Raw genomic sequence first — 23,520 nt, 5'->3', positions numbered from 1 at the left:
TTTCTCCTTTTGTATGCTGAAACAGATAAGAGTTTGTTGGTACATGAAAATACCTACGGGATGATATAATTTCCTGATTACCATCCAAACTCAGCTTTGTAACCCGAAGTTGTTCCGTGTCGATTATATGGGACGCCATAAGCCCATCCCTGGGGGCTCTGCTGCGGCCGTCCAGGCCGCAGATGCCCATATAATCAACACGAAAAAACTCCTCATCAGGCGGCTAGGCTGAGGATTGGTGGTGATCATGTATGATTTTAACAGGTACCTTTACTAGACATGTTATCGGCACAAACAAATAAGCGGATTGGTCAGGCCATGTGTGATTATTCCATGTTGGATGATGGCGATCATGTCCTGGTTGCAGTTTCCGGTGGCATAGACAGCCTGGTATTATTGTGGCTGTTGCAATACTGGCAGAAAAAGGCCCCCGTCAGCTATGAACTTCATGCCGTACATATTGATATGGATATCTGGTCTCCAGAAATGGCAGAACCAAGTCCGCTGCTATCTCTTGCACAACAGATGCGATTGATAGGGTTGGAGCTGCATGTCGAAAAGAGCTTGCCTTTGGCTGGAGAGTTGCGAAGCTGTTTCAGTTGTTCGAAATTACGACGTAAACAGCTTTTTGATCTTGCCAGTCGTTTCAAATGTAATAAGATTGCCTTCGGTCATCATAGGGATGATTTACTTGAAACCCTTTTTTTGAATATGTTTTATAGTGGCAATATCTCCACCATGGTCCCCAGGCAGGATCTGTTTGAGGGAAGGCTTGCTGTGATCCGCCCTCTTGCCTACATCGAAAAACAGGAGGTTGTAAAGATAGCAGAGGATGTTGGCCTGTGTGCCGTCGGCAATTTTTGTCCTCTTGCTGGAGATACCAGGCGGGAGGAGATACAGAATATGCTGGAGAGTATCTACGCTCGAATTCCGGGAGCCAAAGCCTCACTGTTTGCATCTATGAAAAATGTACGCGAAGGATATATGCTGTGAAGACTGCCTTTGAATGCATGGCCTGCTATCTGCGCCAAACCTTACAGGTTGCGCGGGTTTCCACCAGTGATACGGTTTTGCAGTTAACTGCCCTGCGGCAGGTGGCCAAGCTTATTTCACAGATGGATATGGAGCAGACTCCTCCTGAAAATTCGATTCCCGTGTACAGAACCATTGCGGAAATAACCGGTTGTGCCGATCCCTATCTTGAGATAAAAAAGCAATCTAACCGGCAGGCACTTGCTCTTTTACCCGAGTGTGAAAGACAGATTGGTGCAGCCACGGACCCACTGGCCACCGCTTTGCGGTTTGCAATCGGTGGTAATATTATCGATTATGGTGCCATGCACAGTTTTGATGTGGATGCGGTCATGGCACGTTGCCTGAAAGCACCCTTTGCCATCGATCATTGTGAGCAATTCCTCAACAGGGCACGGGGGCTGGCAAGGGGTTCTAGGGTGCTTTATCTGGCTGATAACTCTGGTGAAATCGTGTATGATTCTCTGGTGGTCAGTGAGCTTGCTGCCATGGGACTTGATGTGACCGTGGTTGTGAAGAGCGGCCCTATTATAAATGATGCCCTGCTTGCTGATGCGAAATCCTGCGGGATGGACAAAATTGCCCGTGTTGTTGAAAACGGGACGAGTTGTCCCGGAACCCCCCTGGAAAGCTGTTCCCCAGAACTGCTGCAGGCCTTTAAAGCTGCTGATCTGATTATATCGAAGGGGCAGGGGAATTTTGAAACCCTTTCCGAGGCAGAAGCCGAAATATTTTTTCTTCTTACTGTGAAGTGCTCGGTTGTGGGTGCCCATCTTGCCGAGATAAGTAATACTGCCCCAGATGAGCTCTCAGGATCTGGGGAACTTGCGCTGTTTCATTATATTGGAAATCAAAAGAATGGATAGACGAATTAAAACAATCCTTAGAGCAGGAATAACCGATGAGCTGGTAACAGTACGGGGGTGGATACGGACCCGGCGTGATACCGGTTCCTTTTCCTTTCTTGAAGTGAATGATGGCTCAAGTCTGGCAAACATCCAGGTCATAGCAGATAAAACACTTGAGAATTATGATCGGGAGATAATTAGGCTCAGTGCCGGTTGTAGCGTTATTGTAACGGGGCTGTTGCAGAAATCTCCAGCGAAGGGGCAGGATGTGGAGCTGAATGCCGAGTCCGTTGAGGTGCTGGGCTGGGCGGATCCGGATACCTATCCTTTGCAGAAGAAGCGCCATTCACTGGAATTCTTAAGAACCATCAGTCACCTGAGGCCTCGAACCAACGCCCTTGGTGCGGTGACCCGGGTACGTTCCCGACTCTCCTTTGCCATAAATACCTTTTTTCAGGAACGGGAGTTTGTTCAGGTTCACACACCTGTGATCACCACAAGTGATTGTGAAGGTGCGGGTGAGATGTTTCAGGTTCATGCCACGGGTGAAAAAGACAAGAATAATAAGCCATTTTTTGGTTCTCAGGCAGGACTCACCGTGAGTGGTCAGCTGCAGGCTGAGGTGTATGCTCTGGCTCTTGGCCAGGTGTATACATTTGGGCCCACTTTCAGAGCAGAAAATTCCAATACCAGTCGCCACCTCGCGGAATTCTGGATGCTGGAGCCGGAGATGGCTTTCTGTGATCTTGCCTGTAATATGAAACTGGCAACGGATCTGCTCAAATATGTGTTGCGAGACGTATTGGAAAACTGTTCCGAGGATCTGGCCCTGTTCAATTCATTTATTGAAAAGGGACTGCTGCAGAAGTTACAGGATGTGGTGGAGAAGGATTTTGTCCATATCACTTACAGCGCGGCTGTTGAAAAACTCAGCAGCTTGAAAGACATTTTCGATTTTCCAGTGCAATGGGGCATTGATCTGCAGTCGGAACATGAGCGCTATCTTACTGAAAAAGTGTATAAGTGTCCGGTTATTGTGACCGACTATCCGGCAGGTATCAAGCCATTTTATATGCGGCTTAGTGATGATGGAAAAACCGTGGCTGCTATGGACATTCTGGTCCCTGGAATCGGTGAACTTGTCGGTGGATCCCAGCGCGAAGAACGGCTTGATGTTCTCACCCGACGAATGGTCGAGGCTGGTATCGACATAAAGGAATATGACTGGTATCTTGATCTCAGGCGTTATGGTACGGTACCTCATGCAGGATTTGGGCTTGGATTTGAGAGGCTTGTTCAGTTTGTAACCGGGATGAGTAATATCCGTGAGGCTATTCCTTTCCCGAGAACGCCCGGGTTTGCGCCATGCTAATACAACTATCACTAATGATAACAGGAAGACGACGTGGGTAAAGGTCCTGGTGTACAGAAGATGTTTGATGATATTGCACCAAATTATGATCTGATGAATCGGGTTATGACCATGGGGCAGGATCAGCGATGGCGTCGTTTTGTGGTGAAAAAAGCAGGTGATCCCGGATCGGGAATGGCCCTTGATCTTGCCACCGGAACCGGGGATATTGTGGCTCTTATGGAAAGACAATACCCTGGCGGGCAGTATGTTGGTGCCGATTTTTCACTCAATATGTTGCGTGAGGCCAAAAAAAGATTTTCCGGTCAGGCCATTGACTGGCAGGCCAGTGATGCAAACAATCTCCCCTATGGGGATAATAGCTTTGAATCTGTGACCTTTGGATATCTGTTGAGAAACGTGGATGACAGCCTTGTTGTGTTAAAAGAAATATACCGGGTATTGAAACCTGGTGGAAGGGTCGTCTGCCTTGATACCACTCCACCTGAGAAAAATATTCTCTACCCTTTTATTCGCTTTTATTTTCGTTTCGGTATTCCCTTACTTGGACGTTTTATTGCCAGTGATGAGGCTGCTTACAGTTATCTCACCGGATCGACAATGGGTTTTCATAAGGCAGAGGAGCTTGCCGATATTTTCAGGACGGCTGGGTTTAGAGGTGTGGATTATAAGAAGTTTATGATGGGGACCATTGGAATCCATTGGGGAAAAAAATAAAAAGTATACGAAACTATTATGTTGATAAAACCATTAACAACCAAAAGTCCCGAGGGTGAGAAGTGTCTTCAGTCTCTCCTGTCCAGGTTTCAGCCGGCAGATAACAGCTGCCGTGATCTTGTTGCCGACATCATTTCACAGGTGAAGAGCCGAGGTGACGAGGCGGTTCTCGAATATACACGGAAATTTGATGCCCCGGATCTCACGTTGGAGAAATTACAGGTCTCAACTGCAGAACTGAAGGAGGCCTACGATCTTGTTGACGATGCGTTTCTTGCAACTCTGACGAAAGCCATTGAACGAATTCAGATTTTTCATGAAAGGGAAATGGAAGATTCCTGGATGCAGACCCGTGAAAACGGAACCATTGTCGGACGTATGGTGCGCCCTGTTGATGCTGCAGGACTCTATGTTCCCGGTGGTCAGGGGGGCTCGACACCTCTAGTCTCTTCCGTTCTTATGAATGGTATCCCTGCTGGAATTGCCGGAGTAAACCAGCGGATAATGCTTACCCCACCAAATAAAGAGGGTAAAATAAGTCCTCACCTGCTGGTGGCGGCACAGGAGATAGGCATTGTAGATATATTCAAGGCAGGATCGGCATGGGGCATTGCAGCTCTAGCTCATGGTACCCAGACGATCCCTGCGGTTGATGTTATTGTCGGACCAGGCAACCAGTTTGTGACTGAGGCCAAATCTCAGGTTTCAGGGATGCTGCGTATTGATATGATTGCCGGGCCATCTGAAGTTCTGATTGTGGCTGATGCAAGTGCCAAAGCTGCCCATATTGCAGCCGACATGCTGGCTCAGGCGGAGCATGACCCCATGGCTCTTGCCATAGTAGTCACCACTGAAGAGCAACTGGCAGTGGAAGTTCTTACTGAGCTTGATCGTCAGCTTGGAGGACTCAGCCGTGCAGAAATTGCCACCAGATCAATTACAGATCGCGGCGTGATTCTTATTGCAGAAGACCTGGAAGAGGCTATCGCCATTGCCAATGATATCGCCATTGAGCACCTGGAGCTGATGGTTGATGATCCCTGGAAGATTCTGCCACGGATTCGTCACGCAGGGGCAATCTTTTTAGGGCACCACACCCCCGAGGCAGCAGGAGATTATATTGCCGGCCCTAATCATGTACTGCCTACCATGGGAACGGCGAAATTTTCTTCAGCACTCGGTGTCGAGACCTTTCTCAAGAAGAGCTCCATTATCAGCTATTCGGAGGAGGCCCTTAGGGAAGACGGAGATCATATTCGACTCCTTGCCAACCTGGAAGGTTTGACTGCTCATGCGGCCTCTGTCACCGAGCGTCTCAAAGACAGATAAATGGTGAAAGAGGATTTTGATTTCAGCGAAGGTTTGCGTGAAGGATGTTATGCCATTGGTCTCCCGGAGCTTGACGCGGATGCTTTGAGCAGGCTCTTTGTCTATTTCAAAGAGTTGAAGCACTGGAGTAGAAAAATTAATCTTATTGCCAAAAAGGCAACGGACAGGGAAATTCTTGAAAAACATTTCCTCGATTCCCTCACTCTTCTGCCTCTGCTTGAAGGGGACAGTGCGCATTTGCTTGATATTGGTACCGGGGCTGGTTTTCCAGGACTTGTCTGTAAGGCTGCCAGGCCCGATTTGCAGCTTACCCTTGTTGAGCCTCGTCAAAAACGAGTTGCCTTCCTTTCTCATATAGCAAGAACTCTGCAACTAACAGAGCTTTCTATTCTGAATTGTCGGGTTGAAAATGAATCCGTATTACCATCGGATGGTGGCTACACGTATATTACCAGTCGCGCTGTAACCGAAGTAAAGATGTTTCTGGATATGAGTAGCCGCTTTATCCAACCCGGAGTGAAGGTTATCTGCATGAAAGGGCCAAAATGGCAGGAAGAGCTGGCTGTCTGGAAGGAGACAGCCTTTCCCGTCAGATTTTTACTGTATTCCCAGGTTGAATATATTCTTCCCTACTCCGAAGCAAGCCGAAATCTTCTGGTTTTTGTCCCCGTTGCGACTGAAGGGAACTCTCAAGACAGAACTTGATACGTGGAATATCTGGATTCAGGGAACAAAAATACTGTATTTGATTGTTTCTAGGCAGTCCCGTACGCTGCTGTAGTCCGATGGAGCTGTCCAGCCCATGATACTGGCAGCTCGTGCCGCTGGCGAATCCGGCTGAATTTTCTGCAGGGCCGCCGCAACTCTGTCCGAGAGTTCCGTGGTTGTGTGTGCCATTGCCGCCATAGGCCATTCAGGGTAAAGCCGAGTGCTGCGTACAAAAGGGAAATCATCTGCTATTGGATGAATGATATGGAATTCATTTATCTGAATTTTACCTTCACTCTGCATCCGTTCCAGAGTGTCAGTTCGCACTGTTCCAACATCAACTCTTCCACTCTCTACAGCTCGTACAACAAGATCATGGGTTCCGGCTTCCAGGAAGGCTGCGGTTTCCTTCTGGGGATCAATGTTGTTTTTAAGCAGGAGTCTCCAGGCCATCTGTCCCCCTCCAAAGGAAGAAAATTTAACCGTCATGAATCGTTTTCCCCGGATATCCTCAAGTTTTTTGATACCACTCCCTTTTCTGGTAAAAATAACTCCACCAAATTTATCCAGGGGCTTGTTGTCCAGGGAATTGATTACGGTTGTTATGGCCCGTGCCTGATATTTCTTCTCCATTTCAACGAAAAAGGCTGAGTTGGCAAAGAGAAAGTCTATGCGACCAGTTTTGACCATTGATTCGATTAATGTGAATTTTATCGGTATAATAACAACCTGTTCGCCGAGTACGTCCGTCAAGTAGTTTCCTGTCTGTGCCCATTGTGCCATCGCCCTGCTGGGTCCCCGTTTTGCGAGTACCCCTACTTTGATTTCGGCACTGGAGTATCTCACAGAACTGGTAAGGAAAAGAAGGGTGAAGAAGCAGAAGAGGGTTGTTTTGAATAGAACGTTAATCATTTTTTCACTGTGGTAGAGTGCTTTTTGGCAAATGATAGCCGGGTGGAAGCCCCCTGTTTTTTTCTATCAAGAACCTCGCGGATGACTTCGGTTAGCCGAAACAGGTCGATCGGTTTGGGTAGATAGCTTGTTATCGCAGAACAATTTTGAATTTCTTCTATTGTGATGCGGCTATGTCCCGTGCAGAGTACAACTGGTAAGTCTGGGCGGATAGCCACCAACTCTTCAGCAAGTTGTATTCCTGTGATTTTGGGCATGGTCATGTCTGTAATCACCAGGTCAAAGGCTTTGGGAGTATCCTGGAGTGCTTGCAGGGCCTGTTCACTTTTAGTAAAGGAAGTAACCCGGTATCCCAGTCCCTCTAATAACCCTCGTTCCAGGTCAACAATAAGCTCTTCGTCGTCGACTACCAGAATGTGTTCTTTACCAGCGGGGAGGGTATTGGCGGTATCTTTTTTGGGCGATTGGATTACAGGAGGAGCAGTTTGATCGATTACCGGGAAATATATGGTGAAAGTGGTTCCTTCGTCAGGTTCGCTATAGACAAGGATGGCGCCCGCGTATTCCTTGATAATTCCATGAACCACGGATAACCCCATGCCAGTCCCTTTGCCCTCTGTTTTTGTGGTAAAGAATGGTTCGAAAATTCTGTCTCGGGTCGCCTCGTCCATGCCACACCCTGTGTCACTTATTTGAAGCATTACATAGTCGCCCGGTGAGAGATTTCCTTTGAGGGGGGCAGTCATCTTATCAAGGTATACCTGCCTTAAGGTAACTCCAAGAGTTCCCCCTGTAGACTCCATAGCATGATAGGCGTTAGTGCAGATATTCATTATGATTTGATGAATCTGGGTGGGGTCGACCAGAACATTGCCACACTTTTCATCCAGAGCTATTTTGAATTCGATGGTTGTCGGGATGGAGGCTCGCAACAGTTTCATGGATTCTTTTATGATTGGTTGCAGCTGTACAGCGTCCATTTCATGTTGACGCTCCCGGCTAAATGTGAGGATCTGTCTCACCAGTTTCTGGGCCAGCTCGGAGGAATGGAGAACGCGATCGATGTTTTTTTCCAGTTGGCTACCTGATGGGGCATCTAATTTGATGAGTTGTGCATAGCCAAAGATCGGAGTGAGGATATTGTTGAAGTCGTGGGCGATACCACCGGCAAGAGTGCCAATGGCTTCCATTTTCTGGGCTTGTCGGTATTGGGCCTCAAGCTTTTTTTGATCTGTTATGTCACGGGCAATATGGGCAATGCCAATCCATCCCAGCTCTTCGTCATGAATCGGAAAAGCCGAGACATGGAAAATTTTCTTCAGTTCTGGGTATTTAATGTCTGCATGATGGTGTTGATGATCCTCCAGACATTGAATTGTGGGGCATCCATGACAGATTCCATTCACCTCTTCACGGAAGATGTTATAACAGTACATCCCGATGAGCTCGTTTGGGTCTTTGTCCAGTAATCTGCCCGCTGCATCATTTGCCTGCAGAATGCGCATGTTGCTATCCTGAATGGTGACCACATCATCGACTGCATTAAAAAGTCGTTCCCAGTCCTTACGACTTTTTCGTATGTCCTCTTCTGCAAGTTTTCGTGCCGACATCATGGTGTTAAATGAATTGGTCAGCAGGCCGATTTCATCCGATCCGGCGAGGGCAACAGGTTCATTGTAGTTTCCATGGGCCACCCGCTTTGCTCCATCTATCAAATGATAGATTGGCTGTAATGTGGTTTTCCAGAAGAACAGATATACTCCAGCGGCAACAAAAAAGGCGACTATTGCGTTGACTATGAGAAGAATTGCCAGGAAATCTTCTGTCTTTTTTTTACTGATATCAAGGGATAATCCAACAATAACCCGCCCTAGATAAGCGTCACCAAAGATAATAGGTGTTGAAATGTCAATATGGTCCAGGCTTGTTCGTCGCAGGAGTTGAATCGTACTGAGTTGTTTTTCAAAGCTTGGGAAAAGGGATTCAGTCGCCTGCGTGTCCTTGCTCCATAAAGGGGAAACTCTGGCTGCAATATAAACTTCATTTTCTGCTATAATTGCTGTGTAGTGGAGACCTTTTAACTGCATTGCTTCGTGCAGTGTCGTGTCGAGTGATATGAAGTCATAGTTCAGGATATGCTGGGGGACAGAGGAGGCGATGAAGCTGCCTATAACCTCAGCCTGATTTCGGAGATCATGAATGTTGTTCTTTTGTTCTGTTTTGTATATGTATAACACGCTGAAAAAATTAACAATAATCAGGGTAAGGAAGATGTGGAGAGAAAATCGGGCTCCAAGGGAATGGCGAATACCTAAACGGTCATTTTTGTTGCCTTGGTTGTGCTCCTTCAAAATTGTTCGCCTCGGATTGTCCGGGTGATTTCTCTAAAAGGATCGAAATCCCTATCGTGAGCCGGAATGATTTTATCGAGCGAAGCGGCATGCAATGCGGCACGGCCTTTATCGGTTTGATCCATCGTTATCAGTATTTCGTGAATCTGCATTCGGAGTTCTGGAGACAGAAATCTCGATACAGCCCATGGGAGTTGCGGCAATTGTTGGCTAAGAGCAAGAAACCTGAGCTGTGAAACATCAATAAGATTTTTGACTCTGTCCATTTGGAGATTGTTATCAGCGGAACCGGCGGCATCGACCTGTTGGTAGTATGTGGCCAGGATGGCATTTGTTGGATTAATGGCGTATTTTTCTTTGTAATCTCCTGAAGCAAGGCCTGCCTGACGTAACAGGTATGTGGCGACGATGTAGCCCTGCATGGCACTTGGACCGCCGCCAAAGAGAATAGTTTTTCCCTTGAGGTCTTTTAATGAATTAAATCCCGAGTCCTTTCGGACAATAATAGAACCGGCAATTGTTGTTTTTCCAAACTCTGCATTGGTGCCAATGAGCTCGAAATTGAAATTTTTCCTGGCAGCCAGATAGTGGTACTGATTGCAGTGAATAAGATCAAACTTTCCCGCTGTCAGTTTCTGCCAGAACACCTCAAAATTATTGCTGATGTCCAGGGTGACTGGCCGTCCAAGTTCCGAGCTGAGATAATCTGTTAAGGGGCTGAAAAGTTCATATGTCACCTGAGCATTTCGTCTTGGGAAAATGCCAAATGTTAGTGAAGATTCATCGGCTATTGCTGGAGAGAGGGAAGAGAGCAGGAGGAAAAAGATGAGTAAAATTCGCAACCTTAATTCTCCACGTTGAGGGGTGTCCCTTTTGATCAAAAGAAGAAATCTTTGTCTGTCGGAATTGTCCTCGATCAAAGAGAATGGTGGATCTGCTCTGTTTCGAAGAATACTTAGTATAGTTTATCAAAACATGGGGAGAATAGTCAAATGGTCATGTATTTTTTTTACACTGGTAAAATAGCAATGAATTTGCTAGAAATAGGCGACTATAAATTGGAGTTTTTCTATTGAAAACAAGGCAGGATAAAAACCTGTGTGTCAGAATATGGTGATAAAATGAAGAAAGTAGCAGTCCTTGCAGGTGATGGCATTGGCCCGGAAGTGATGGCGGAAGCCGTTAAAGTACTCGATGTGGCTCAGAAGAAATTTGATTTCACTCTCAGCTATGACTATGCCGATGTTGGCGGAATAGCTATTGATAATCACGGTGAGGCGCTTCCAGCCTCAACTCTCACTTTGTGTGAGAATAGCGATGCCATTCTTTTTGGTTCTGTTGGTGGTCCCAAATGGGAGAGTCTTCCTCCCGAGCAGCAACCCGAGCGGGCAGCCCTCCTTCCTCTTCGCAAACATTTTGACCTTTTTTGTAACCTTCGTCCGGCACGTGTCTTTAAGTCGCTTACCAGCGCCTGCCCCCTGCGGGCTGATATTATTAAAGATGGGTTTGATATCCTCTGTGTTCGGGAACTCACCTCTGGTATCTATTTTGGAACCCCGAAGGGACGTGAAGGAGAAGGCCCCGATGAACGTGCCTATGACACCATGGCCTATAAACGCTCTGAGATTGACCGCATCGCCCGTATGGCCTTTGATGCGGCACGACTTCGTAGTAAGAAGGTGACATCCATCGACAAGGCCAATGTTCTCACCACTATGGTTCTCTGGCGGCAAGTGGTTATCGAGGTTGCAAAGGAGTATCCTGATGTTGAGTTGGCCCACATGTATGTCGATAATGCGACCATGCAGCTTGTCCGCGACCCGCACCAGTTTGATGTTATGCTTTGTGGAAACATGTTCGGAGATATTATTTCCGATGAGTCCGCCATGCTCACCGGTTCTATGGGATTACTTGCATCAGCGAGCCTCAATAAAGAAAAATTCGGTCTCTTCGAGCCTGCCGGCGGATCAGCCCCTGATATTGCAGGAAAAGGATTAGCCAACCCCATTGCTGAAATTCTTTCCGCCTCCATGATGCTGCGTTACAGCTTTGGTTTGGATGCGGCAGCGGATGCTATCGATAATGCTGTTGAGGCCACCCTGGAGAAGGGTATTCATACCGCTGATATTGCCATTGATCCGACGCGGACTGTGAATACGGCTGCCATGGGTGATGCAATCGCTTCAGCCCTGTGATGAAGAGCCGTTCGGGGTATGTGGTGGTGGCCAATCTGGCCTCCACCGACGTCGGGAAGAAAGTTGCTGCCGAGCTTGGTCTTGAGTTCACCGCCATGGAGCGCAGGCTTTTTGCCGACGGTGAAAATTATCATGCCTTTCCGAAGGACATTGCCGGAAAAGCTCTGATTATTGTTGCCAGCACCCATACTGAAGAATCGCATCAGGAGCTGATGGATCTTATTCAGGGTGGACGTTACTACAATGCGGCAAGCGTTAATGTGGTTATTCCCTACCTTGGTTACTCCACCATGGAACGGGCTAAACGCGGTACGTTTGAGATTCCCAAGGGGGTCACCAGGGCTAGACAGATATTCCGGGCTCGTCCCGATTTCGTCGCCTTTGTTGATCTCCACTCCGAGGCTGTACTGCATGCCCATGGAGGTGAGGTCTCAACGAAACATATCTGGACCGGCGAGCTTGTGGTTGAACATCTGAAGAAGATGGATCTTGGGGAGTTTGTTCTGGTCTCTCCTGATTATGGCTTTTCAAAACAGGTGGCGAAACTTGCCAGCCTCCTTAAATGTTCGCACACTGCAGCCGACAAGGATCGTTACGATACCGACAAGACCATCGTCAGTCAGGTTTCAAGTGTTGTTAAGGGGAAGACTGCGGTTATCTGTGATGATATGATTCGTACCGGTGGTTCCATTATCCAGACGGCAGAACGTTGTAGAGATGCGGGAGCAACTGGTATTGCAGTGCTTGCCACTCATCTTGTGATGGCAGGCGATGCCCGTAAGCGTTTTCTAGACAGCGCCATCACCAAGGTGATTGGTTCCGACAGCTATCCCGGAAGGGTAAGTGATGATCTGCTTGAAGTCTATTCCCTGGCCCCATTGTTTGCCGATGTACTGAGAAATTATCTCAAAATCGGGTAGCAGTAATTATATCACCAGCCTTTCCATGTCTCCCATCAACCACCAACTGCAGCTGGCAAGTGATTTCGTTCAGTATACCGGCAGTACTCTTTTTCTGACGGGAAAGGCGGGAACCGGTAAAACTACCTTTCTTCATGGCCTTCAGGAACAGACCCCCAAGCGGATGATCATTACAGCTCCCACCGGCGTGGCGGCAATGAATGCCGGCGGAGTAACCCTGCACTCATTTTTTCAGCTCCCCTTTGGTCCCTATATCCCCGGTAGTGATTCATACGAACGAAACAGTCAGCGTCAGTTTCGTTTTTCCAAGGAAAAAAAGAAGATCATACAGAGTCTAGATCTGCTGGTGATCGATGAAATCAGTATGGTACGGGCTGATTTGCTCGATGCAGTGGATGCCGCCTTGCGCCGTCATCGTCACAGTGAACAGCCATTTGGAGGGGTGCAACTGCTGATGATTGGTGATCTGCATCAGTTGTCACCCGTCGCAAAACAGCATGAGTGGAATCTTCTGCAGAAATATTATGAATCGGTCTATTTCTTTTCCAGTAAGGCCCTGTCGCAGACGGAGTTGCTCACTATCGAGCTCAAACATATCTACAGACAATCCGATGAAAACTTTATCAGCATCCTGAATAGTGTGCGGGAAAACAGACTCGATCCGCCTACTATTAATGCTTTGAATGAGCGCTTTATAAGTGATTTTATCCCTTCGGAAGATCAGGGATATATTACCCTTACCACCCATAATGCCAGTGCGGAATCAATTAACCAGACACGATTACGGGAGCTTGGTGGAAAGAAATATTCGTTTACTGCGGCTATCTCTGGAGATTTCCCTGAACATATTTACCCAACACTGCCACAACTGACCCTGAAAAAAGGGGCCCAGGTCATGTTTGTCCGTAATGACCCGTCTCCTGAAAAAGAGTACTATAATGGAAAAATTGGAAAGATTACTGCCATTATCGGGAAGACAATATTTGTGCTGTGTCCGGGAGATGCTGAAGAGGTTGAAGTGGAGCCGGTCAGCTGGGAAAATATCAAATATACAATAAATGAGGCGAATAAGGAGATAGAAGAGGAAGTTGTCGGAAGGTTCGATCAGTATCCCTTGAAACTTGCCTGGGCCATCACTATTCATAAGAGTCAGGGGCTTACCTTTGAGCGGGCAATTATTGATGCTCAGGGAGCCTTTGCCCATGGGCAGGTGTATGTAGCGCTCAGTCGCTGTAAAACGCTGGAAGGGTTGGTCCTCAGTTCACCTATCAGTACAAGTGGGGTGGCTACGGATCGTGTGGTATTGCAGTTTGACAAACTGTGTCGCAGCAATCCGCCATCTGAGAGAATCCTTCACGAGGCAAAAATCAGCTATCAGCAAAAACTTCTCTACGAATGTTTTGATTTTACCCTGCTGGCAAAACATCTTGGCTATCTTGTCCACTTGCTGAAGCGCAATGCAAGAGTGATCCAGCTTTCGGGTACAGGTGACTTGACGCTTATTGAACAGCAGGCTCGGGAATCCATTTTTTCAGTGAGTGAAAATTTCAGGAATCAGCTCTGGACTATTTTCAAAGACAATAACCTGCCGGAGACCGACAAACACATTCTGGATCGGATTAAAAAGGCATCTTACTGGTTTCAGGAGAAGTTTTCTGCCATATTTGATGGCTCCGTGCAAAGCCTGCATTTTGAAACGGATAACAAAGAACTGCGGAAAAAAATTAGTAATGTTCTTAATAACTGCAGAAAAGAGATAGTGGTAAAATCTGCAGGAATGAAATCCTGTGAAAACGGTTTTTCACCATCGGGATATCTGCGGGCAGTGTCTGTCGCAGAAATAGATTTCCAACCCTTGACGGTGAAAAAGCAGCAGGCTGCAACCTACACCGAATCTGACATTGAACATCCTGAACTCTTTGACATTCTCCGCGATTGGCGTACCGCAAAGGCGACGGAACTTGATGTGGCCAGATTTCAGGTTCTGTATCAGCGGGTGTTAATTCAGATTGTGGTCTGTCTGCCCCAGAGTCTGAAAGAATTACTGGCAATTCCAGGTGTTGGAAAAAAGACCGTCGAAAATTACGGCGATGACATTGTAACCCTTGTTCGTACCTATCGAGAAAAAGAAAATATTGAGACAGTGTCATTGCCAGAGCCTGAAGCAAATAAGCCAAAAACGATGGAATCTCGAAAAGAATCTACCAGAGATATCAGCCTGGAAATGTTTACTGCTGGAAAAAGTGTTAAGGATATTGCAGGGGAGCGGGGGCTTGCCCCCAGTACAATAGAGAAACATCTCTGTTTTTTTGTTCAAACTGGGAAACTGTCCGTTGATACTTTGCTTTCGCCTGATTTGCAGAAGCGTATTGCAGCAGGGATAGCAGCAGCTGAAGATGATACCCTGAAAGCTATAAAATCACAGCTTGGAGATGATTTTTCGTACAGCCAGATACAAATGATGCTGGCTCATCGGAGGTTTTTGGAGAAAAGTGAGTAATTTCCCCCTGAAACAGAGACATGTGATGTCGTTGTCGAAATAAATGGTAAGAGGGGTTAAATTATTCAGTGGTTATATCGTGACTGGAGACTGTGGACTGTCGAGCAAGAATTTTGTTTTCGAGAGTAAAAGTAGAGTCCATTTTTTGAGCAAGTTCTCTATTATGTGTAACCATTATCGTGGCGAGCTGCATATCTCTGCACAGGGATTTGATAAGATCAAAGACAATATTCCCTGAACGCCCATCAAGATTTCCCGTTGGTTCATCCGCAAGAAGTAAAGCAGGTTTCATGATGAGTGCCCGGGCAAGAGCAGTGCGTTGTTGTTCGCCGCCCGAAAGTTCGTTGACTTTGTGTCCGGTCCTATGGTCGAGTTCGACCTGCTTCAGGAGTTTCATTGCGGGTCCTTTCATCTCAAGCTTTGACTTTCCCGCAATAAGTCCAGGCATCATAACATTTTCAAGGGCTGTGAATTCTGGAAGGAGATGGTGAAATTGAAAAATAAATCCCACGGATTTGTTACGGAAACGTGAAAGAGCATTATCACTCATAGTCGTCAGGTTTCTGCCGTTGAATAAAATCTCACCACTATCGGGACTGTCAAGGGTTCCTAGGATCTGTAGCAGAGTTGTTTTTCCCGATCCCGAGGCCCCAACTATGGCTATCATCTCACCTTGATTGATGCTGAACCCAAGGTCTTTTAGTATTTCAATCTTTTCAGTTCCGCTGTGGAAACTTTTACAAATGTTTGTTGCAGAAAAAAGTGACTCCTGATTAATCATTATGAAAGTACCTCGGCAGGCTTCACCCTTGACGCTTTCCAGGAGGGATAAATGGTGGCGGACAGTGTTATGACGAGTGCGGAAACAGCGATGATTGTAACATCCATGGGTAAAACTTTAATGGGCAGGGTGTTCATGGGGTACACATTGGAGGGAAGTTCAATAAATTGGTAGCGGGACAAAATTTCACAGAGTCCAAGTCCACCAAGAACACCAAGAAAAGTACCAAGAACTCCGATAACAAGGCCCTGATAGAAGAAAATTTTCATTATGGTCCCAGATGTTGCTCCCATGGATTTAAGTATGGCAATATCCTTGTCTTTCTCCATAACAACCATGATGAGTGCCGAAACAATATTCAATGCTGCAACAAGTATGATAAGGGCAACACAGATAAACATTCCGATTTTCTCAAGCTTAAAGGCGGCAAAGAGGTTGCGGTTCATGGACATCCAGTCTTTGGCCACAAATGTGCTTCCCAGAAGTTCGACAATCTGCTTTCCGACACGGTCTGCCCGGTTTAACTCTTTTTCCTTTACGGTGACTTCAATCCCGTGGACCACATCACCACTTTCCAGGAAATCCTGAACTGCCGGAATATGCATATAGGCAATTGTTGAGTCATATTCATACATCCCAGATTCAAAGATACCTACTATCTGACAGGTTTTGATCTTAGGGATGATCCCCATGGGGGTGAGAGGGCCGGCGGGAGAGATCAGACGCACTTTGCCACCAACAGTCACGTGAAGGTCAGCGGCCATGGCAATACCCAGTATTATTCCCGGGAGTCTGGCATTTGTATCCTGAATAAGACCATCGATGCTTCCTTCAACCATTTGTTCAGGAAGTGCGATCACACCTCTTGCAGTAGCCGGGTCGATTCCGCGAAGCACCACACCGGTTCCACCTCGTGTACCTGACAGCAGTGTTTGTGCGTAGAGATAAGGGGTGGCTCCGGTGACATCGTTTATGGTCACAATCCTGTCGCGTACCAGAGTATAGTCCGGGATTATTCCACCGAGGCGCTGGACAATGAGGTGAGAGTTAATCCCAAGGATCTGGTCACGCAGACCATTTGTGAAACCGGAATATACTGCCAGCACCACGATAAGTGCCATAACACCCATGGTAATGCCGGCAACGGAGATAAATGAAATGAGTGATATGAATTTTTGTTTGTGCTGTGCCCGCAGGTAGCGAAGGCTTATGAACCACTCAAACACTTTTTTTCTTCTTTTTCTTTTTTTGCTCTTTTGGAACTTCTGGTTTTAAATGTGGGAAGAGGATAACGTCACGAATTGATGGGGAATCAGTGAGGAGCATCACCAGTCGGTCAATGCCGATACCTTCTCCAGCGGCCGATGGCATACCATACTCAAGGGCGCGGACAAAGTCTTCATCGAGAACCGAATGGATTTCGTCATCATTCCCTTTCTCATCGATCTGTTTCTGAAAGCGCTGCCGCTGATCTATCGGATCATTCAACTCGCTGAAGGCATTGGCCAGTTCCCGGCCGGTGACAAAGAGCTCAAAGCGGTCAGTGACGTCGGGGTTTTCTTCATTTCTTCTTGCGAGTGGCGATACTTCGGTCGGATAGGCAGTGATAAATGTCGGATCAATAAGTTTTTCTTCAACAAGGAGTTCAAAAAGTTCGGTTTTTGCTTTTCCCGGTCCAGCCTGTTCTTCGAGCTGGATGCCTTTTTCTCTGGCAAGACTGAGCACCTTTTCGTCATCGGCAAGATCGGCTGCATCAATTCCAGCTACTTCGGTGAGGGCTTCATCCATGGTCATACGTTTCCAGGGAGGGGCAAGGTTGACTCTGGTTCCCTGATATTCAATTTCCATGGTGTCATTGACTTCATCACAAAGCCAGGAAATCATCTCTTCGGTGAGTTCCATCAGATCGTGATAGGTGGCATAGGCCTGATAAAATTCGAGCATGGTGAATTCAGGGTTATGCCGGGTGGAAAGTCCTTCATTTCTGAAATTTCTATTAATCTCAAAGACGCGTTCAAAGCCACCAACGAGAAGTCGTTTTAAATAGAGTTCCGGGGCAATGCGGAGAAAAAGCTCCATGTCAAGAGCATTGTGATGGGTCTTGAACGGTTTGGCAGTAGCACCACCTGGTACAGAATGCATCATGGGAGTTTCAACTTCCATAAAGCCACGATTGGAGAGAAACTCACGAATCAGGCGGACGATCTCCACACGTTTCTTGAATGTTTCGCGACTTTGAGGAGTAACAATCAGATCGACGTAGCGTTGCCTGTATCGTGTTTCCACATCGGTGAGACCATGGAACTTTTCAGGTAGGGGACGCAAGGACTTGGAAATCATCACCAGTTTGTCAGCCAGGACAGAAAGTTCCCCGGTTTTGGTCTTGAAAAGTTTGCCTTCTATTCCGACAATATCGCCAATATCCCATTTTTTGAAAGAGGAAAAAATTTCATCACCAAGAGCATCTTTCTTGATGTAGACCTGAATACGTCCTGAACTGTCAACAAGGTGGAAAAAAGCCGCTTTGCCAAATTTGCGCATGGACATAATGCGGCCGGCAATAGAATAGGTATAGTTGGTTTCATCCAGGGTCTCAGCAGCCAGATGTTCCCCTTTTGGAATGAGTTCCTTTATCCGGTTGTCCGGCTTGAACCCGTTGCTATAGAGGTTAACACCAAGATCGGACAGGGCATCTGCTTTTTCTCGACGTTGATTTAGGATTTGCGTATTTTCTTTGCTCATGATTTTTCTGTATGTTTATCGATGGTGATGGATGAAAAAAGGAATGATTTCATTCACTCGTTTACTGCCAAAGCGTGATTCTGTCAATGGTTTTCAGGGGCAGAGCGCGGAGCAGATCGCTTGAAATGGTGTGATTTCAGGCTGTTTCCAGGAGGGCCACGGTTTCGATATGATGAGTTTGCGGAAACATATCGATGGGCTGTAATTTCTTGATAACAAATCCGTATTGTAAGAGGTCTTCCAGATCACGACAGAGAGTTACCGGGTCGCAGGAAATGTAGACCAGACGTTTCCTGCAGAGGGCGCTCAGCACCCTGGCAAGGCCGGGAGCGCCCTGTCGTGGAGGATCCAAAATGATACAATCGAAGAGGCTGCCAGCCTTTGCCAGTTCCGAGCATGCAGCATGAATTGGCTGCTTCTTGAAGATGGTGTTGTCCTGTCCTGCATTGCTGCTGTTTCTAATGGCACTGCGAATAGCAGAGCCCTGCCCCTCTATTCCCAGAACTGACTGTGACCGTTCCGCAAGAGGTATGGAAAAATTGCCCATTCCACAGAATAGATCAAGAATGGTATCTTTCTTTGTGACAGCGCAGAAATCGAGAACCGTTTTTACCAGATTGGTGTTTTGTTCCACGTTCACCTGACAAAATCCGCCCGTTTCGAGAGACAGTTGCACTGTTTTTGTGGTGTGAGGGACGAGTGGCGGCAGGGTGAATGAAAGAGAAGCATTGCCTGTTACAGAAAACCCATCACCGATAAAGAAAATATTTGTGAGTTCAGAAATTGTGTTAATCAGATCCTGTGCATGCTGCTTATCGGCAGGGCGCGGTTTGCGTTTGAACTGAATAAGGAGGGTGACAGTTGAACTGTCTGGATCAAACAGTATTTCGACAGTTTCTGTCTGGTTGAGAAGTTTGTTAAAAGCATACTGCGGCAAGAGTTTCTGTAGACAATCATTTATTTTCGGTGTTGCCAGTAAGCAACTCTCTATGGCTACACAATCATGACTGCGACGTTTGTGGAATCCTAATGTCTGCTTGTTGTCCACCTGAAGACGAATACGTTGTCGGTAGTGGGTCTGGGATGGCGAGGGCAGAGGTGCGTTCAGTATTTGGGTGGCAGCTTCTTGAAGTATGGTGTTTCCGCTCTGCTGGAGTAAGTCTTTTAGAATCGCCTGCTTTTCCTGCAACTGCCGCGGATAATTCATGTGCTGGAAGTCACATCCTCCGCATTGTTTGTAATATTGACAGGGCGCTTTGATACGTTCAGAAGACGGCTCGATAATTGATGTAGCTACAGCTGTGTTGCGGTTTTTTTTCAGTGACTGGATTTTTGCAGCGACTGTTTCACCGGAAATAACACCCTCGATCAGCATTTTCTGCTTATCCTCGTTGCGCCCTAGACCAAGGCCACCATGGAGGAGTTTTTCAATATGGTATGTTGAAGAAGTCATGTCGAATGTCTTTGACGCAAGAGTGGTGACAGGTGAAACAGAGAACTGTGTAAATAAAAATGCCCCCTGTCATAATACTAAGGAATCATTATGACAGGGGGCGCAGAGGATAACAATAGAAAAGTATTTTATATCGGTAAACTCTCCTGGTTTACTCTAACCCGTATTTCTCATCAGTTCAGGCGGTGTCAAATTCAATGTTTTTGTGGTGAATAATAGTTGGCTATATTCACTATCAAAAAACAGAAGGAGTCGGTGCCTCCTCGGCTGACCTTTGGTGAACACTCTGTCGAAATAAACGAAAAGCAAAAGAATACCTATTTGACTGTACATACATAGGTTACTATCATTGCGATAGAGTGTTTGTTCGTGAGAAATTCGGGCTAGACTGTTGCCTCATTAACCCAGAAATCATGAAGGTTACAGAAACTGGTAGCGAAGATTTTTCCTTTGTAACCTGCGGGCAGCTCAAAGCTTGATTTTGCTTCAGGATCAGTGCCGCTGAACACTTTTCCACCCACAACCGTACCATCCTCAAGAACAAGCGTATGCCTCACGATATAATGTTTCGCGGCCATGCCATGTTTGGTGAAAAGGGTTACTTTGCTCCCTTCCACGGTAATTGATGGCAGGTGACTTCCCACCTTTTTGTCCCATTTTCCAGGGTTTTCAGCCGTATAAACAATATTTGTATAGGGCGCAGATGCAGCACTTGCAAAATTTACCGATCCTACTACTAAAGCTGAGGCAGCAATTATTCCACCTTTAAGAAAATTTCTTCTGTCTGTCATAGCTTCAATCTCCTGGTTGAGTTTATGGGAATTGTTATCTTAAGGTATTGTCTATTGTTATTGTATTGTCAAGAAGTGATTTTCTTTCGCGCAATTTCCTTGGACCTATGACTTTGAAATATGCTGACACGGGAGGTTTTATTCTATGCAGGTTGCGAACATAGAGAGTTCGAGTGGAAGTATTTAGGCAGGGACTAAAACCTATGTTCCCACGTTTTTTATTAACTGAGCAAAAAAAATGACATTTGTGCGATCTCGTCATTTTTACATGGCGAGTCTCCTGTGGTTGCAACTAGTTAATGATTTCAATTTCTACGAGGATAATGATTTGACAACCCTGGTTTAAATTATAGTTGTTGACCGATATTGTCGAAAACAAATTGGTAATAAATTGTTGAAAACATTAAAATCATTGTTATATGAATTGAACATAAGATGAAAATTCTTATGCGTACGAATGACAGCAAGGTAGATATTCTTTTTTAATAAAAAGTGAACAGTGCTCACTCTGTGAGCACCCAAAGGTTTTATGGTGATGAATGAATAGGACACAAGGGAATAGACTCTTAGCAAATGGTAAAATGCACAGGTGAGTGTCTCAGAAATGAAAATTGCCCACGCCATGTTTGATGAAGAATTACAGAAATTATCTCCTCATTACCTTAAAGAGCATTTGCAAGGAGTTTCGTTGTATGCCGGTAATTTTTCAAAATCATTCTTTAATTCTGATTGGGGGCGGGCGGCAGGATTACTCCATGATCTTGGTAAAGGGTCATCAGAGTTTCAGGAGTATATTCGTAAAGTAACAGGATTTGAATGTGACGGTTATGTTAGGAATGTTCCTGGTCATGGCCCAAACCATTCAAGTCATGGTGCTGTTTGGGCTAATGAAAACTTGCAGGGGCCTGGAAGGGTTTTTGCGTATCTCATTGCTGGCCATCATGCTGGCTTACCGGATTGGCAGAATGAAATAGGTGGGGGAGGCTGTTTGAGTACCCGTCTTACAAAGGATGAGGTGGATAAACTTCCTTCTTTATCTGCGAGTTGGCTACAGGAGGGGACTGATAGTTTACTTTCTCCTCAAAGTCTGCCGTGTAAAGATGGGATACGTTTGGATATCTTTCATCTATGGGTACGAATGCTTTTTTCTTGCCTGGTTGATGCCGATTACCTCGATACTGAAGGCTTTATGGATAAAGACAAGAATGCTTGTCGTAGCACCCAGAAGTTTATTATCGAGTTAAAGACAAAATTTGATGCATATATGGATTCTCTCGTTTCTGGAGCGGAATCGACAAAGGTGAATATTCTAAGGCAGGAAATTTTAGCGGATTGTCAAAATGCGGCAGAACTTGATCCCGGTTTTTTTAGCCTGACAGTGCCAACTGGCGGAGGAAAAACCCTTTCAGGGATGGCTTTTGCATTAAAACATGCCATTAGGCATGGTAAAACTCGTATTATCATTGTTATCCCTTATACCTCAATTATTGAACAGACAGCCCAAGAGTACAAAAATATCTTTGGTGAAGTAAATGTCCTTGAACACCATTCCAGTCTTGATCCTGATCAGGAAACAGTTGCGGCAAGGTTGGCCAGTGAAAATTGGGACGCGCCTATAATTGTAACGACAAATGTTCAGCTGTTTGAATCCCTCTTTGCTGCTAAAAGTACAAAATGTAGAAAACTGCATAATATCGTCAATTCTGTCATTATCTGTGACGAAGCCCAGATGTTACCCCCTGAGTATCTTCAGCCAATTTTGACTACCATGAAGGGGCTGGTTGATTCTTTTAATGTCTCCATTGTCCTGTGTACTGCTACTCAACCAGCCTTAACGGGTGAGATTGGTACGGGTAGCGCAAGATTTACTGGCATAGATCGAAGTAAGGTTCGAGAAATTATTAACGACCCCGAAAGGCTCGGGCAGCAGTTCCAACGAGTTGTGGTCCAGCAGGCGGGGAAATATGAACAGTGGGAGAGTTTAGCCGATGAACTGGCTACTTATCCACAGATTCTTTGTGTGGTTAATACTCGGAAAGATTGTCGTGATCTTCATGCTCTTATGCCTGAAAAGTCTATTCTACTATCGGCAAATCTATGTGGTGAGCATCGTAGCAAAATAATTGCTGAGATCAAATCAGCTCTAAAAAATAAAAAACCTATTCGAGTTATAAGTACACAGCTGGTTGAGGCTGGTGTTGATATTGATTTTCCGGTGGTTTATCGGGCCATGGCTGGGTTTGATTCCATTGCCCAGGCTGCTGGACGATGTAATCGCGAAGGAGAATTGCAGGAGAATGGTGAAAAGATAAAAGGCAAGGTGGTTGTTTTTCAAGCACCTAAGCTTGCTCCTCCAGGATTCTTGCGAAAAGGAGCAGATGCTGGCTCAGAAATTATGCGTCGTGATCCCGAGGGTTGTGAAAATCTTAGGCCCGATACTTTTCAGCGATATTTTAAATTGTTTTATGGCAATGGTGTTGCCAGTTTTGATCAAAAGGACATGCAGTCATTACTTGTTAAGGATGCTGGTCGCGGAGAATTTCAATTTCGAACAGCTGCCCAAAAATTTAAACTTATTGATGACCAGAATCAGGTGGCGGTGGTGGTTTGGTATTCTGGCGACAAGACGAGTGGTCAGCAGCTTATCGGCCAGTTAAAAAAATACGGCCCAAGTCGTAAGCTGTTCCGTAAGATGCAACGCTTCACGGTTAGCATTCCTGAACGACAGTTCGCAGGAATTAAGGATAGTGTTGTGGAAGAGGTGCAGGGGATTTGGTGTCAGGCGGTTGATTATGCCTATGATGAAACCTTGGGCTTTGTAGGGTTGGATATGAAGCCCAATGATGGGGCAATTATTATATAAGATGGA

Annotated in this window: 18 protein-coding genes; 10 read left to right on the top strand and 8 right to left on the bottom strand. The window is 46.1% G+C overall.

What is annotated here, in order from left to right; translation table 11 throughout:
• Positions 1–279 precede the first annotated feature (279 nt).
• Genes UWK_RS17595 through rsmG form a run of 6 tightly spaced genes read left to right on the top strand, consistent with a single transcriptional unit; the run spans position 280 to position 6,003 of the window.
• Positions 280–993: a tRNA 2-thiocytidine(32) synthetase TtcA gene (locus UWK_RS17595; RefSeq protein ID WP_015405746.1), complete on the top strand. Its 714-nt coding sequence runs from the start codon at positions 280–282 to the stop codon at positions 991–993.
• A complete protein-coding gene (locus UWK_RS17590; RefSeq protein WP_015405745.1) occupies positions 990–1,898 on the top strand; it encodes a damage-control phosphatase ARMT1 family protein in 909 nt (302 codons plus the stop codon). Before UWK_RS17595 ends, UWK_RS17590 begins: the two co-directional genes overlap by 4 nt.
• Positions 1,891–3,252: an asparagine--tRNA ligase gene (asnS, locus tag UWK_RS17585; RefSeq protein WP_015405744.1), complete on the top strand. Its 1,362-nt coding sequence runs from the start codon at positions 1,891–1,893 to the stop codon at positions 3,250–3,252. Before UWK_RS17590 ends, asnS begins: the two co-directional genes overlap by 8 nt.
• A gap of 33 nt (positions 3,253–3,285) precedes the next feature.
• Positions 3,286–3,969 carry a bifunctional demethylmenaquinone methyltransferase/2-methoxy-6-polyprenyl-1,4-benzoquinol methylase UbiE gene (gene ubiE, locus UWK_RS17580; protein WP_015405743.1) on the top strand — a complete coding sequence of 228 codons (684 nt, stop codon included), beginning with the start codon at positions 3,286–3,288 and terminating at the stop codon, positions 3,967–3,969.
• A gap of 18 nt (positions 3,970–3,987) precedes the next feature.
• Positions 3,988–5,298 carry a histidinol dehydrogenase gene (hisD, locus tag UWK_RS17575; protein ID WP_015405742.1) on the top strand — a complete coding sequence of 437 codons (1,311 nt, stop codon included), beginning with the start codon at positions 3,988–3,990 and terminating at the stop codon, positions 5,296–5,298.
• Positions 5,299–6,003, top strand: coding sequence for a 16S rRNA (guanine(527)-N(7))-methyltransferase RsmG (gene rsmG / locus UWK_RS17570; RefSeq protein ID WP_015405741.1), 705 nt, complete (start codon positions 5,299–5,301; stop codon positions 6,001–6,003).
• Positions 6,004–6,021: 18 nt separating this feature from the next.
• Here the strand turns inward: rsmG and UWK_RS17565 are convergent, their stop codons facing one another.
• Genes UWK_RS17565 through UWK_RS17555 form a run of 3 tightly spaced genes read right to left on the bottom strand, consistent with a single transcriptional unit; the run spans position 6,022 to position 10,111 of the window.
• Positions 6,022–6,918: a phosphate/phosphite/phosphonate ABC transporter substrate-binding protein gene (locus UWK_RS17565; RefSeq protein WP_015405740.1), complete on the bottom strand. Its 897-nt coding sequence runs from the start codon at positions 6,916–6,918 to the stop codon at positions 6,022–6,024.
• On the bottom strand, positions 6,915–9,269 hold the full coding sequence (locus UWK_RS18825; protein WP_015405739.1) for a hybrid sensor histidine kinase/response regulator: 2,355 nt from the start codon (positions 9,267–9,269) through the stop codon (positions 6,915–6,917). Before UWK_RS18825 ends, UWK_RS17565 begins: the two co-directional genes overlap by 4 nt.
• Positions 9,266–10,111, bottom strand: a complete 846-nt coding sequence (locus UWK_RS17555; RefSeq protein WP_015405738.1) for a phosphate/phosphite/phosphonate ABC transporter substrate-binding protein — start codon at positions 10,109–10,111, stop codon at positions 9,266–9,268. Before UWK_RS17555 ends, UWK_RS18825 begins: the two co-directional genes overlap by 4 nt.
• Positions 10,112–10,390: 279 nt before the next feature.
• Between UWK_RS17555 and leuB the strand changes: the two genes are divergently transcribed.
• The 3 genes from leuB to UWK_RS17540 are packed head-to-tail and all read left to right on the top strand — an operon-like array spanning position 10,391 to position 14,884.
• On the top strand, positions 10,391–11,464 hold the full coding sequence (gene leuB, locus UWK_RS17550) for a 3-isopropylmalate dehydrogenase (protein ID WP_041917156.1): 1,074 nt from the start codon (positions 10,391–10,393) through the stop codon (positions 11,462–11,464).
• Positions 11,464–12,384, top strand: coding sequence for a ribose-phosphate diphosphokinase (gene prs / locus UWK_RS17545; RefSeq protein ID WP_015405736.1), 921 nt, complete (start codon positions 11,464–11,466; stop codon positions 12,382–12,384). Before leuB ends, prs begins: the two co-directional genes overlap by 1 nt.
• 25 nt (positions 12,385–12,409) lie before the next feature.
• On the top strand, positions 12,410–14,884 hold the full coding sequence (locus UWK_RS17540) for a helix-turn-helix domain-containing protein (protein WP_015405735.1): 2,475 nt from the start codon (positions 12,410–12,412) through the stop codon (positions 14,882–14,884).
• Between the two features lie 61 nt (positions 14,885–14,945).
• On the opposite strand, the gene UWK_RS17535 is transcribed toward UWK_RS17540, so the two are convergent.
• From UWK_RS17535 to UWK_RS17515, 5 genes are all read right to left on the bottom strand, one after another.
• The gene (locus UWK_RS17535) at positions 14,946–15,665 is read right to left on the bottom strand and encodes an ABC transporter ATP-binding protein (RefSeq protein ID WP_015405734.1); all 720 of its coding nucleotides are present in this window, start codon (positions 15,663–15,665) and stop codon (positions 14,946–14,948) included.
• Positions 15,665–16,891 carry a lipoprotein-releasing ABC transporter permease subunit gene (locus UWK_RS17530; RefSeq protein ID WP_015405733.1) on the bottom strand — a complete coding sequence of 409 codons (1,227 nt, stop codon included), beginning with the start codon at positions 16,889–16,891 and terminating at the stop codon, positions 15,665–15,667. The genes UWK_RS17535 and UWK_RS17530 overlap by 1 nt, the downstream gene beginning before the upstream one ends.
• Complete coding sequence (lysS, locus tag UWK_RS17525; RefSeq protein ID WP_015405732.1) at positions 16,884–18,407, bottom strand: lysine--tRNA ligase; 1,524 nt, start codon at positions 18,405–18,407, stop codon at positions 16,884–16,886. The genes UWK_RS17530 and lysS overlap by 8 nt, the downstream gene beginning before the upstream one ends.
• Positions 18,408–18,543: 136 nt before the next feature.
• A complete protein-coding gene (gene rlmD, locus UWK_RS17520; RefSeq protein WP_015405731.1) occupies positions 18,544–19,860 on the bottom strand; it encodes a 23S rRNA (uracil(1939)-C(5))-methyltransferase RlmD in 1,317 nt (438 codons plus the stop codon).
• 383 nt (positions 19,861–20,243) lie between these two features.
• Positions 20,244–20,651 carry a desulfoferrodoxin family protein gene (locus UWK_RS17515; protein ID WP_015405730.1) on the bottom strand — a complete coding sequence of 136 codons (408 nt, stop codon included), beginning with the start codon at positions 20,649–20,651 and terminating at the stop codon, positions 20,244–20,246.
• A 604-nt stretch (positions 20,652–21,255) separates the two neighbouring features.
• On the opposite strand from UWK_RS17515, the gene UWK_RS17510 reads away from it, so the two are divergent.
• Positions 21,256–23,514, top strand: a complete 2,259-nt coding sequence (locus UWK_RS17510) for a CRISPR-associated helicase/endonuclease Cas3 (protein ID WP_015405729.1) — start codon at positions 21,256–21,258, stop codon at positions 23,512–23,514.
• Positions 23,515–23,520: the final 6 nt, after the last annotated feature.

Source organism: Desulfocapsa sulfexigens DSM 10523, assembly GCF_000341395.1.
Taxonomy (GTDB): domain Bacteria; phylum Desulfobacterota; class Desulfobulbia; order Desulfobulbales; family Desulfocapsaceae; genus Desulfocapsa; species Desulfocapsa sulfexigens.
The sequence above is the reverse complement of the archived record's forward strand: the minus strand, read 5'-3'. Positions and strand labels throughout refer to the sequence as shown.

Coding starts and splice junctions, on each gene's coding strand:
- UWK_RS17595 (WP_015405746.1), top strand. CDS start 280: ATGTTATCGGCACAAACAAATAAGCGGATTGGTCAGGCCATGTGTGAT.
- asnS (WP_015405744.1), top strand. CDS start 1,891: ATGGATAGACGAATTAAAACAATCCTTAGAGCAGGAATAACCGATGAG.
- hisD (WP_015405742.1), top strand. CDS start 3,988: ATGTTGATAAAACCATTAACAACCAAAAGTCCCGAGGGTGAGAAGTGT.
- rsmG (WP_015405741.1), top strand. CDS start 5,299: ATGGTGAAAGAGGATTTTGATTTCAGCGAAGGTTTGCGTGAAGGATGT.
- UWK_RS17565 (WP_015405740.1), bottom strand. CDS start 6,918: ATGATTAACGTTCTATTCAAAACAACCCTCTTCTGCTTCTTCACCCTT.
- leuB (WP_041917156.1), top strand. CDS start 10,391: ATGAAGAAAGTAGCAGTCCTTGCAGGTGATGGCATTGGCCCGGAAGTG.
- prs (WP_015405736.1), top strand. CDS start 11,464: ATGAAGAGCCGTTCGGGGTATGTGGTGGTGGCCAATCTGGCCTCCACC.
- UWK_RS17540 (WP_015405735.1), top strand. CDS start 12,410: ATGTCTCCCATCAACCACCAACTGCAGCTGGCAAGTGATTTCGTTCAG.
- UWK_RS17535 (WP_015405734.1), bottom strand. CDS start 15,665: ATGATTAATCAGGAGTCACTTTTTTCTGCAACAAACATTTGTAAAAGT.
- lysS (WP_015405732.1), bottom strand. CDS start 18,407: ATGAGCAAAGAAAATACGCAAATCCTAAATCAACGTCGAGAAAAAGCA.
- rlmD (WP_015405731.1), bottom strand. CDS start 19,860: ATGACTTCTTCAACATACCATATTGAAAAACTCCTCCATGGTGGCCTT.
- UWK_RS17515 (WP_015405730.1), bottom strand. CDS start 20,651: ATGACAGACAGAAGAAATTTTCTTAAAGGTGGAATAATTGCTGCCTCA.
- UWK_RS17510 (WP_015405729.1), top strand. CDS start 21,256: ATGAAAATTGCCCACGCCATGTTTGATGAAGAATTACAGAAATTATCT.